The 11,979-nt window shown below is 68.5% G+C and carries 8 protein-coding genes and 2 tRNA genes; 5 read left to right on the top strand and 5 right to left on the bottom strand.

Annotated features, from left to right (window positions below):
* Window positions 1-43: 43 nt before the first annotated feature.
* Window positions 44-802: an IclR family transcriptional regulator gene (locus ACFYXH_RS27700; protein ID WP_389568244.1), complete on the top strand. Its 759-nt coding sequence runs from the start codon at window positions 44-46 to the stop codon at window positions 800-802.
* Window positions 803-887: 85 nt separating this feature from the next.
* A tRNA-Lys gene (locus ACFYXH_RS27695) sits at window positions 888-961 on the top strand.
* Window positions 962-1,033: 72 nt separating this feature from the next.
* Here ACFYXH_RS27695 and ACFYXH_RS27690 read toward each other — a convergent pair.
* From ACFYXH_RS27690 to ACFYXH_RS27675, 4 genes are all read right to left on the bottom strand, one after another.
* A complete protein-coding gene (locus tag ACFYXH_RS27690; RefSeq protein ID WP_389568241.1) occupies window positions 1,034-2,731 on the bottom strand; it encodes an AMP-binding protein in 1,698 nt (565 codons plus the stop codon).
* Between the two features lie 26 nt (window positions 2,732-2,757).
* Window positions 2,758-3,345, bottom strand: a complete 588-nt coding sequence (locus ACFYXH_RS27685; RefSeq protein ID WP_389568238.1) for a lytic polysaccharide monooxygenase — start codon at window positions 3,343-3,345, stop codon at window positions 2,758-2,760.
* 127 nt (window positions 3,346-3,472) lie between these two features.
* The gene (locus tag ACFYXH_RS27680) at window positions 3,473-4,630 is read right to left on the bottom strand and encodes an SPFH domain-containing protein (RefSeq protein ID WP_389568235.1); all 1,158 of its coding nucleotides are present in this window, start codon (window positions 4,628-4,630) and stop codon (window positions 3,473-3,475) included.
* A gap of 123 nt (window positions 4,631-4,753) precedes the next feature.
* Window positions 4,754-6,145 (bottom strand): peptidoglycan-binding protein, encoded by a 1,392-nt coding sequence (locus tag ACFYXH_RS27675; RefSeq protein ID WP_389568232.1) that lies wholly within the window; start codon window positions 6,143-6,145, stop codon window positions 4,754-4,756.
* Window positions 6,146-6,352: 207 nt separating this feature from the next.
* Here ACFYXH_RS27675 and ACFYXH_RS27670 point away from each other — a divergent pair.
* The 3 genes from ACFYXH_RS27670 to ACFYXH_RS27660 all read left to right on the top strand — a co-directional run bounded on the left by ACFYXH_RS27670 (window position 6,353) and on the right by ACFYXH_RS27660 (window position 10,750).
* Window positions 6,353-6,426 (top strand) — tRNA-Lys (locus tag ACFYXH_RS27670).
* Window positions 6,427-6,872: 446 nt separating this feature from the next.
* Window positions 6,873-8,801: a glycosyltransferase gene (locus ACFYXH_RS27665; RefSeq protein WP_389568229.1), complete on the top strand. Its 1,929-nt coding sequence runs from the start codon at window positions 6,873-6,875 to the stop codon at window positions 8,799-8,801.
* Window positions 8,798-10,750, top strand: a complete 1,953-nt coding sequence (locus ACFYXH_RS27660) for a galactose oxidase-like domain-containing protein (RefSeq protein WP_389568226.1) — start codon at window positions 8,798-8,800, stop codon at window positions 10,748-10,750. The genes ACFYXH_RS27665 and ACFYXH_RS27660 overlap by 4 nt, the downstream gene beginning before the upstream one ends.
* Window positions 10,751-10,854: 104 nt before the next feature.
* Here ACFYXH_RS27660 and ACFYXH_RS27655 read toward each other — a convergent pair whose 3' ends face one another.
* Window positions 10,855-11,865, bottom strand: coding sequence for a glycoside hydrolase family 6 protein (locus tag ACFYXH_RS27655; RefSeq protein ID WP_389568536.1), 1,011 nt, complete (start codon window positions 11,863-11,865; stop codon window positions 10,855-10,857).
* Window positions 11,866-11,979 lie beyond the last annotated feature (114 nt).

Genomic DNA, 11,979 nt, shown 5'->3' with positions numbered 1-11,979 from the left:
CGTGGTAGGGAAACTTGCGGTCACAACCTGCTAGGGGGAAACCGTGGCGCTGAAGCCCGAGCCGACCGCGCCGTTCCATTCAATACAGTATGTCCTGCGCGTGCTGGAAACGGTCTCCAAGCACGGTGGCGGTGTCACCGACGTCCAGATCGCGCGCGAGACCGGTCTGCCGACCGGCCACCTGGCCCCCATGCTGGCGATGCTGCGCCGCGAGGGCTATGTGGAACAGGTCGCGGACGGCGCCTATATGATCGGCGACTCACTGATCCTGTTGGGCTCCGGGGTCACCCGTCAGCAGGCACTTCAGGCGAAACTGCAGGAGACCCTCGCCGAGCTGCGCGACTCGGTCGGCGCGGCGGTCTACATCAGCCGGTACATCGACGGTGAGGTGAAGATCACCCAGTTCGCCGACAGCCCTCGTACGCCGAAGGTCAACGAGTGGGTGGACTTCCGCTCGGCGGCCCACGCGAGCGCCGTCGGCAAATGCCTGCTGACCCAGCTCGACCAGAACGGCCGCCGCGACCACCTGTCGCGCCACAAGATCGCCCGCCTCACCTCGCGGACGATCACCAGCGAGAAGCTGCTCTTCTCCAAACTGGACAGCCAGCCCCCGACGGTCCCGATGCTGGACCTCCAGGAGTACGCGGTGGGCACGGTCTGCGCGGCGGTTCCACTGACGGCGGGCTCGGCAGTGGGCTGCCTGGCACTGTCCCTCCCGATCGAGCACGCCCACCGGCTGCGCTCGGCGGCGGACACGCTGAACCGCAAGGCGGCGCCGGTGGTGCTGTCGCTGGCGATCTAGGGCGGACGCCGACGGTGTCCGAAGCACCCCTCGGGACCAGGTAGTATTACCGAGTCATCAGCTGCCGCGCGGCTGGTGCCAGTAAGCGCCGCTAGCTCAGTTGGTTAGAGCAGCTGACTCTTAATCAGCGGGTCCGGGGTTCGAGTCCCTGGCGGCGCACAACTGATCATCTGGGGCTTCTCGGTCATCCGAGAAGCCCCAGCTGCGTTTCCGGACCGGAACCCCCATGGTTCAGGGCGTGAGCAGACCCGCCCTGCCGTGGTGCCCGTACTGGGCCAGCAGCGTCGTCCTGTCCGCCTCCGTCAGCCGGCGATAGCCGCTCCTGCCCGGCTCCGCCCACCACACGTCGCCGCTGCCCTCGCCGCTGCCCTCCCCGTTGCCGAAGCCCTCGCGCCGCAGCGCCACGCGGTGGATCTTGTTCGTCGCGGTCACCGGCAGCTGCCGCAGCACCCTCACGAAGCGCGGCGCCATCTTCGTACCCAAATCCGGCTGCGACACCAGGAAATCCTCGAATCCCACCGGATCGAACGAGACGCCGTCCCGCAACGCGAGAGCCGCCATCACCTGATCGCCCGCCACCGGGTCCGGCACCGCGTAGACCGCCACCCCCGCCGCGTCCGGCCATCGGGCCAGGATGTTCTCGATCATCGCGGCGGCGAGGTTCTCGCTGTCCACCCGCAGCCGGTCGTCCGTGCGTCCCGCGAAGTACAGGAAGCCGTCCGCGTCACGGAAGAAGAGGTCGCCCGTCCAGTACCAGCCGCCGCGGGTCCGGGCCGCGTCCGCTTCCGGGTGGCGCCAGTAGCCCTCGAACGGGCTCGGCCCCCGGTTCACCAGCTCCCCTATCGCATCCGCCCCGTTGAGCAGCCGTCCGCCCGCGTCCAGTACCGCGGCCGTCCGCTCCTTCCCCGTGTCGGGGTCGACCACCGCCAGGTCGTCCCCCGGGCTCGCCCTGCCGATCGCGCCGGCCGGGGTGTCGGGGGTGCGCTGGATCGCCGCGCCGCCCTCGGAGGAGCCGTAGCCCTCCACCAGCCGCACCCCGAATCGCGCCTCGAATCGCGCCGCGTCCACCGCGCCCGCCTCGGTGCCGAAGCCGAGCCGCAGCCTGTGCTCGCGGTCGTCGTCCCGTTCGGGCGTGGCCAGCAGGTACTGCACCGCCCGCCCCACGTAAGTGAAATAGGTCGCACGATACGTCCGTACGTCATCGAGGAAACCGGACGCCGAGAAGCGGCGGCGCAGCGCGACCCCCGCCCCGCCCGCGAGCGCCGGCGCCCAGTCCGCGATCACCGCGTTGCCGTGGAACATCGGCATGCAGATGTAGTGGACGTCGGCCTCACACACGCCGAAGTACCGAGCCAGCGACGCGCCCGCCGCCGCCAGCCGGCCCTGGGTGCAGATCGCGGCCTTGGGCGCGCCCGTCGACCCGGAGGTGAAGTAGAGCAGCAGCCGACTGCCGGGCCCGACAGGACCGAGCGTGGCGTCGCCGGGTTCCGCGGCGGCGTACGGGGCGAGCAGCTCGGCGTAGGCGGCGTTGTCGGGATCGGTCACCAGCACCCGGACCCCCGGCAGGCCGAGCCCGTCGAGGAGGGGAAGGTGGGCGCGTTCGGTGACCAGCACCCGGCAGTCGGTGTGCAGGATGTCGCGGGCCAGTTCGGGCCCGCGCCGGGTCGGGTTGATGCCCGCCACGGCGGCCCCGGCCAGGGCCGCCGCACTGAGCCACAGGGGAAACTCCGGGGTGTTGTCGAGCAGTACCCCGAGGTGCGGCTCGGCTCCGCGCGGCAGGAGATCCACGAGGAGCGCGGCCCGTGCGGCGGCGCCCGCGGCGACCTGGTGGTGGCTGAGTGCGAAGTCCTGGCCGCTCAGCCCCACCCGGTGGTCGCCCCATTGGCGCTGTACGAGCTCCGCGAGGGTGCCTGCTTCCGCGTTCCTCATGGCGCCGCACGGTAACTGACTATCCGTCAGAACTGAACATCCGAGCAGGCGTAGAAGGCGTTGCCGGTGTCGTGCACGGTCCACACCGCGAGGATCAGATGCCGGCCGGACTTCGACGGCAGCGTCCCGGAGTGGCTGAGCGTGGACGGCGGGCGCTGGCCGTTGTACGGGATTGTCAGGAACGGCTGCGACTCGAGCGAGGCACGGGTGAGCTTCTGGCTCGGATTCCAGCCGTTCTTGGTGATGTAGTACTTGAAGTCGGTCGTCGCATGCATGGCCGTGAACTGCCACCGGAAGGTGTAGTTCTGCCCCGAGGAGACCTTGGTGGTGGGCCAGGTGCCGCCGCGTGGGTCGTCGAGCTGCGCGAAGCGGCTGTTGCCGCCGGCGCAGATCGTTCCGTCGGCCGGACCCGCCGCGGGGAAGCCCTTGGGGCCTTCGACGCTCTGGGGTTCGTAGATGATCTCGCCACAGTTGGCGACCGTGCGGTTGGCGCAGAGTTTCTGGCGGCTGATGGGCGAGTCGGTGTAGCCATGGCTGCTGGCGCTGCCGGTCGCGAGCATGGTGGTGCCCGCCACTACGAGGCCGACCACGCCCGCGCATATCTTCTTGCGCATGCTTCGCTCCAGGAGAACGTGGGGGAGTTCTGTGGGCCGTGCTGCACGCGTGCGGTGGTACGCATTCCGGTTTCCGGTCTAGACCAAGTCCCAGAGTATTAACAGAACTTGAACATGTCCAGACCAATCACGCACCTTCTGCGGGCCCCGAACCCCCTTTGTAGAAGGCAACGGTGAGGTCCTTCACCAGAGCCTTGCGCTCGTGGTCGTCGAGCGCGACGAGCCCACGCTCGGTGAGCCGGTTCACCACGTCGTCCACCGCCTTCACCACCGAAGTCAGCTCGCTGTCCCGGTGCTTGGCGTCGATCGCGGCGATCCGTCGGCGCTGCATCGCGACCGCCACCTCCGGCGCGTACTCGATCCCCGTCGGCTGCGCCGAGAAAAGCTCGATCCCCACCGGAGCGCACTCCGCCGACAGCAGACGCGTCAGCGCGTCGCCGACCGCCTCGGCATCGCGCAGGGTGGGCGCGTCCTCGTGGAAGGCATCGGCCGGCAGCTGCGAGAGCACCCGCGCCATCGCCGCCTCGACCTGCTCGCTCAGATAGTTCTCGTGGTCCTCGACGCCGAGCGCCGCCCGCGCGGTGTCCTTGACCCGCCACACCACGAGCACCACGACGCGCAGAGCCGTCCCGTCCGCGTCGACCGCCGGCATCGGTTCGCTGCGCCAGTGCCGCAGCCGTACATCGACCCCGCGGCGCAGCAGCAACGGATTGACCCACACCAGCCCCGTACGCCGCACACTCCCCTGGTAGTCGCCGAAGATCGTCAGCACCCAGGCGTGTCCGACCCGGCCGCATCCCAGCCCGCCGAAGGCGAAGAGCGCCAGCACCACGCCCAGCGTGAGCAGGCACCACAGCCCGATCCCGATGCCGTTGAAGGGATACGAGGGCAGCCCGAGCAGCCTCGTCACCCTGCCCGGCAGCGCTCCGACCCCCCACAGCAACGCGCCGATCCCGGCCAGCGCGCACAGCCCGGCGACCACCCCGGTCCAGCCGGGCAGCGCGGGCGCGGCCCGCTCGACCAGGTCCGGATCGACGGGCGGCGCGGGCCGCGGTGGGACCACGGCGGACCGCGGCACCGCGGTTCTGCGGCCGACCTTCGGCTGCTCGCCGGTGCCGTGCCGCCACCCGACGACGGCGGACCGCGGGGCGAGCGGCAGGGAGTCGTCCTCGCGGAAGAGGAGATGCACCGGAATCTCGGTGGTGACCTCCTGGGCGATGACCGGGGTGTGCCGCGGGCTGTCGGACGGCACGGTGCCGTCCGGCTCCGGGGTCGTGGTGTTCATGACTGCCACCTCCACTGGTCGTTCCGTACTGCCGTCGCCGTGCCGGTCAGCTCCACCGCGCAGTTCCACCGCGCAGCTCTGCCGGTCAGCTCCGTCGGCCGACTGCGCCGGACAGCCGCGCCGTCAGGCGAACAGCCGCCGCCAGGTCTCGGGTCCCGGGAAGCCGTCGGCCGCGGCGCCGCGCCAGCCCTGGGCCTGCTGGAACGCCTCGACATTGCGCCGGTCCGCCTCGCCCCACGCCGGCCCGGGCCCCGATGTGTAGTGCTTGCCGTAGCCGCGCTTCACCAGCTGCCGGCCGAGCTGGGTGACGTAACTACTGGACCGGCCGGGAAGGAAGTAGCCGCGCCCCGGGTAGGCGGGCGCGACCGCGCTCTTACCACCGGGCCCGCTCGCCCCCGCGCCGATGATGTTCCTGCCCTTCCTGGTCACCAGCAGCCGCCAGGTGCCCGGCCCCGGCATCCCGTCCGCTTCCGCGCCCTGCCAGCCCTGGGAGAGCTGGAACGCCTGAGTGGCCAGCCGGTCCATGTCGTCCCAGCGCGGTTCGGGTCCCTGGGGGTAGAAGTGCTTTCCGCCGCGGGTGGAGAGCAGCTCGGCGAGCCGGGTGACGTACTTGTTGTTCGCACCGGGTCCGAAGGCCGTCCTCCCCGGATAGGCGTCCGTCCCGGGTTTGGCGCCCATGCCGGGGTTGGCGCCCGTCCCAGGATTGTTGGCTGTCCCGGGATTGGTGCCCGTACCCGGAACGGTGGCGACGGACGGCGCTTCCATCGCGGCGCCGGTGAGGCCCTTGTAGCGGTAGGGCAGGTACTTGCTGGAGTTGGTCCAGTACGCCATGGGCGTGGCCTGCTTACGGGCCTGCGGCTTCACCTGCTCGTACGCGATGTAGGAGGTGTGCGTGTAGTCGGTCCAGCCGCCGAAGAGCACGACGTGCGAGCCCCGGGTCGGATTGTCCGGGTTGTGGAAGAGCAGAATGTCGCCGGGCTGCAGCTCCTCGCGCGTGATCCGGGTGGCGTACTCGGCGAGGCTCCCCGTCCACTCGTTGTCTGCCAGGCCCCATGCCATGGAGACATAGCCCGAGCAGTCCTGGCGGTATCCGTCGGTCCAGTACAGCTCCATGCTGTACGGGACGCCCGCGCTCACCCATTTCTTGGCCCGGTTGATGATCTCGGCCCGGGTCGTCTTGCGCAGCGGCGCGGCGGCCGTGGCCGACTTGCCCGAGGGTCCGTGCAGCGGACCGCTGCGGCCCTGCTCGGTCACGGGCACCGGGTCGGCGGTGGCTTGCGCGTCGACGGCCTCACCCGGCCGCGCGGTACCGGCAGCCGCGGGGCCGACGGCGTCCGCCACTCCTGCTCCGCCGCTGCCGAGCACCACGCCCGCCGTGGCGAGCACGGCCAGCGCCCGGCGTAAGCCGTGCGCGTTCGGGTGGCCTCCGGCCGCGAGGGCGCGGCGCTGCTGGGCACAGCCCGCGCAGCCGCAGTCGGCCGCAGGCTCGTACTCCTCGAACACCGGCACGGTCATACAGACCCTCCGCACTCATCAAGTTCTTTTGGCCCTGTCGCACGGGTGCCGGCATCCACTGCCGGCGTCCCCGGCCAGCCGCCAACTATCCCGTCTCATCGCATTTTGACGGAATGAAGGTAATAAAAGACGATTCGACAGGCCGGAATGATCAGAGAATGGTCATGAGCACCCGCGGCTGTCGGGTAGAGTTCTCCAGGTCAGCAGGCGCCGCTAGCTCAGTTGGTTAGAGCAGCTGACTCTTAATCAGCGGGTCCGGGGTTCGAGTCCCTGGCGGCGCACGCAGAACTGAGGCCCCCTCACCACACATGAGGGGGCCTTGGTCGTACATACAGACGTTTTCAGCCACTCCAACCCCGGCGCGATCTCCTCACAAGAGGGCCTCAAATCGCACATTTAGCCGATTAACGCCCCGTTTCACCCTTGCGATCATGACGGGGGGTCGTAGACCCTGTCCTGGAGCCAATACCCTCAATGGGGCATCCCTTTAGCACAGTTGGGCGTATTTGGAGGGGATAATCCCGTTGCAGGGACACGGGATAGGGGTCCCGTTCACAGATCGAACACGCTACGGGCATCATGCAACCAGCAGGTGACCGTTTCGTGTCTGTAGTGACGGTGGCCCGCCACTGATGCGTCCAGGACTGATGGTCGAGGGGGACCGACGGTCAGGACGAAACGACCGACCACAGCTCACGCAGCCAGCTTGCGTGCGGGGGGATGACTCATGACGTCGACGCCAGACGGCGCCCGGCAGCCCAACGACCCTTCCCGGACGACTCAGCTCCGGATACCGGCGCACTTGCGCACCGCCGGGCAGCGGCTGCGCCCCAAGAAGGCGCTGCCGCGGTACGACTACGAGCACTACAGCAGGCTCGCCGGACCCCTGACCCAACCCGACCCGGCCAAGCCGTACACCGTGCAGTACCGCTCGCTGCTCTCACAGGAGCCGCACCGTATCCGGGCCGCCCTGCTGCTCGGCGCCGCGCCGCTGGTCTCGCTGGGCCTGTTCGCCTGGCTGATGCAGCCCCAGCACTGGACCGAGCGCGACCCGAACCTCAAGAACGACACGCTGCTCATCCTCGACGTCGTCATGCTCGTCTCGATCGGTCTGATCGAGCTCTTCCGCACGATGAACGTCCTGTCGAACGCGCACGCCACGCTGGTGGCCCGCGACCCGGTCCCCGTGGTGCCCGAGACCGGCACCAAGGTCGCCTTCCTCACCTCCTTCGTACCGGGCAAGGAGCCCCTGGAGATGGTGACGAAGACGCTCGAGGCGGCCGTGCGGATCCGGCACCGCGGGCTGATGCACGTCTGGCTGCTCGACGAGGGCGACGACCCCGCCGTCAAGGAGGTCTGCGCGCGGCTCGGCGTCCATCACTTCTCCCGCAAGGGCGTTGCGCACTGGAACCAGGCCAAGGGCCCGCACCGGGCCAAGACCAAGCACGGCAACTACAACGCCTGGCTCGAGGCGCACGGCGGCAACTACGACTTCTTCGCCTCCGTCGACACCGACCACATCCCGCTGCCCAACTACCTGGAGCGGATGCTCGGCTACTTCCGCGACCCGGACGTCGGCTTCGTCATCGGCCCGCAGGTGTACGGCAATTACGACACCTTCGTCACCAAGGCCGCCGAGTCGCAGCAGTTCCTCTTCCACGCCCTGATCCAGCGCGCGGGCAACCGCTACGGCGCGCCCATGTTCGTCGGCACTTCCAACGCCGTACGCATCAAGGCGCTCAAGCAGATCGGCGGTCTGTACGACTCGATCACCGAGGACATGGCCACCGGCTTCGAGATGCACCGCGCCAGCAACCCGGACACCGGGAACAAGTGGCGTTCGGTCTACACCCCGGACGTGCTGGCCGTCGGCGAGGGGCCCACGGCCTGGACCGACTTCTTCACCCAGCAGCTGCGCTGGTCGCGGGGCACATACGAAACGATCATGAAGCAGTACTGGAAGGGCTTCTACTCCCTGCCGCCGGGCAAGCTCTTCAACTACACGATGATGATCATCTTCTACCCGATGTCGGCCCTCAACTGGATCCTGGCGGCGCTGAGCTGTGCGCTGTTCCTGGGCATGGGCGCCTCCGGTGTGCAGATCGACCCGGCGATCTGGATGATGCTGTACGGCAACGCCTCGGCGCTCCAGATCGGCCTCTACATCTGGAACCGCCGCCACAATGTCTCGCCGCACGAGCCCGAGGGCTCCGGCGGACTCGCGGGCATGGTGATGTCCGCGCTCTCCGCGCCGATCTACGCACGCTCGCTGATGGACGCCGTACTGCGCCGCAAGAGCAAGTTCGTCGTGACCCCCAAGGGCGACTCGTCCAGCCCGGACACCCTCTTCGGCACCTTCCGGATCCACCTCTTCTTCATCCTCGTCTTCGGCGGATCGCTCGGCTCGTCCTTCTACTTCGGGCACGACCATCCGGCGATGATCACCTGGGCCACGCTGGCCCTGCTGATCACCGCGGCCCCCATCTTCGCCTGGCGGCACGGCATGCGCGAGGAGAAGAAGAAAAAGCGCAGAAGGCGGCGCGGCGGCGGACAGCCGCCCGCCGCCACCCCGGAGACCCATGTGCCGCAGCAGCGGCCGCAGCCTGCCACCACCGACCAGACCATGCAGATCGCCCTTGGGGGACGTAAGAAATGAGCACGATGCCCGTGCGGCCGAACCACCGCAAGAACCGCGCCCGTCGTGTGGCGATAAGCGCGGCGGTGGTCGTCGTGGTGGCCGGGTTCAACGGGCCGGCGATGTGGCGCTTCGGCTCGGAGCAGTACCACGACTACAAGATCAACAAGCCGGAGTACAAGGCGGCCAACGGCCACTGGGACTTTCTGGACGTCCCCGCCGAGTACAAGATCAATACGATTCACGCCGCGCTGCTGCACACCGGCAAGGTGCTGCTGATAGCGGGCTCCGGCAACAACCAGAAGAACTTCGACGCGAAGAAGTTCGAGTCGGTGCTGTGGGATCCGAAGACCAACGACTTCAAGAAGATCCCCACGCCCAAGGACATGTTCTGCGCCGGGCACACCCAGCTGCCCGACGGAAAGCTGCTGGTCGCGGGCGGCACCAAGCGGTACGAGAAGCTCAAGGGCGACGCCACCAAGGCCGGCGGCCTGATGGTCGTCCACAACGAGGACCCGGACGAGCCCAAGACCCTGCCCGCCGGAACGAAGTTCACCGGCAAGCAGGGCGGCAAGACCTTCGTCTCCAAGGACCCGGTCCTGGTGGAGAAGGCGAAGAAGGTCTTCGACAAGAAGACCGGCAAGTTCCTGCGCAACGACCCCGGGCTCGGCCGTATCTATGTCGAGGCCGAGGAGTCCGGGAAGGAATACGAGACCGGCACCGAGGACAACTACCGGGTGCAGGGCCTCAACGGCGCGGACGCCCGCAATGTCTACGGCATCGCGCAGAAGCTCGCGCTCGACAAGAAGGACTTCCAGGGCATCAAGGAGGCCTACGAGTTCGATCCGGTGGCGGAGAAGTACATCACCGTCGACCCGATGAACGAGGCCCGCTGGTACCCGACGCTGACCACGCTCAAGGACGGCAAGGTCCTCTCGCTCTCCGGTCTCGACGAGATCGGGCAGATCGTCCCCGGCAAGGACGAGATCTACGACCCGAAGACCAAGACCTGGAAGTACACCGGGATCATCCGGAAGTTCCCCACCTATCCGGCGATCTTCCTGATGGACAACGGCAAGCTCTTCTACTCCGGCTCGAACGCCGGGTACGGGCCCGCCAACGTCGGCCGTGATCCGGGCGTCTGGGATCTGAAGACGAACAAGTTCGACAAGATCCCGGGCCTCAGCGACCCGGACAGGATGGAGACCTCGGCGACCGTCATGCTGCCGCCCGCCCAGGACCAGCGGTTCATGGTCATCGGCGGTGGCGGGGTCGGCGAGTCCGAGAAGGCCAGTGAGAAGTCCCGGCTGGTCGACCTCAAGGCCGCGAACCCCCGCTTCAAGGACGGCGCTTCACTGGAGAAGGGCACCCGCTACCCGAGCGCCTCGCTGCTGCCCGACGACTCGGTCCTGGTCACCGGCGGCTCCGCGGACTACCGCGGGCGCGGCGGCTCCAATGTCCTCCAGGCGCGTACGTACGACCCGAAGACGGGCACGTACAAGCAGGTCGCCGACCCCGCGGTGGGGCGCAACTACCACTCCGGCTCGGTGCTGCTCCCCGACGGCCGCGTCATGATCTTCGGTTCGGACTCGCTCTTCGCGGACAAGGCCAACACCAAGCCGGGCGTCTTCGAGCAGCGCATCGAGATCTACACCCCGCCGTACCTCTACCGGGACTCCAAGCCCGAGGTGAGCGGCGGGCCGAAGGCCATCAAGCGCGGGGACACGGGCACGTTCAAGGTCAAGAACGCCGCGTCCGTCAAGACGGCGAAGCTGCTGCGGCCGAGCGCCGTCACGCATGTCACCGACACCGACCAGCGCTCGATCGCGCTGGACATGAAGAAGACGGCGGACGGAATCCAGGTCACCGTGCCGAAGAACCGGGCGCTGGTGCCGTCCGGCTGGTACATGCTCTTCGTGACGGACGACAAGGGCACGCCGTCCGAGGGCGTGTGGGTCGAGGTGCCGTAGGTCCCCAGCACCATAGGCCCGCAGGTCCCTAGCGCTTGACCGTACGTGGGAGGGCCGGCAGCTTCCTCAGCTGCCGGCCCTCCCACGTACCGCTACCGCGAAAGCTACTTGGTGCCGCGCGCCAGACCGAGCGCGTACTCCGGCCACCACTCGCCCGCCTTGGGCCCGCCCTTGCAGTCCCCGTCCGACTCACCCGGCCGCTTCACCCACAGATACGCGTCAACCAGCGGGTCACCGGTCCTGGCGGTGGGCTCCTCGCCGAGCGCGCGGCCCGGCGGATTGCACCAGTTCTCCTTCGGGTCGCCACCGGTGTACGGGCCGTTGCCATTGCGGCTGGTGTCGATGACAAAGTGCTTGCCGCCGACCTTCGCCGAGAGCTTCTTGCCGAAGTCCTTGCTCACCGCGGTCGGAAAGAAGTTGGAGACATTGACGGAGAAGCCGTCCGCCTTGTCGACGCCGGCCCGCTGGAGCGGCTCGAAGAGCGCGTCGGGCTGGGACCAGCCGGCGTTGCCCGCATCCAGGTACACCTTTGTGTTCGGCTGCTTCTTCAGCCGCTCGACCGCGCCCTTGAGCAGGTCGAAGCGCTCCTCGTGGAACTCCTGCGGCGTACAGCTGTCGACCAGGTGCAGCACCGCGTCCGGCTCCAGGATCACCGTGGCCCGCCGATCGCCGATACCTCCCGCGACCTTGTCCACCCACGCCCGGTAGGCATCGCCGTCGGCCGCGCCACCCTTGGAGAACTGCCCGCAGTCGCGGTGCGGGATGTTGTAGAGGACCAGCAGCGCGTCCCGGTCGGCCTTGGCGGCCGCCTCGGTGAAGCCCTTCGTCTCGGCCTCCGGATTGTCCGGACCGATCCACTCGCCGACCGGCTGATCCGCGATCTTCCTGATCAGCTCGGCGTTCTTGTCGTCGCCGTCCTTCCGGTAGGAGGCGACCTGCTTGGCGGCGTTCCCATCGGGATTGACCCAGTACGGATCCTTCGCCTTGGGCTGCTGGCTCACCGCCGACTTCTTGTCGTTGTCCTTCTCCCCGTCGGACGAGCAGCCCGCGAGGAGCAGCACCGCCCCCGCCGCGGCCACGCACAGCCGGGCACGCCCGGTGCAACTCCCGTACATCCACTCCCCCTTGGGTGCACTCAATCCCAGGCCGTCTCCAGGCGCCCCGTCCCGGACAAGACCGGTCGAATCCATCCTGACACAACCGCCGTGAGCGTCACGAGACCGGTTCTC

This window comes from Streptomyces sp. NPDC002730 (genome assembly GCF_042888805.1).
GTDB lineage: Bacteria > Actinomycetota > Actinomycetes > Streptomycetales > Streptomycetaceae > Streptomyces.
This window is presented reverse-complemented; position numbering and strand designations above follow the sequence as displayed.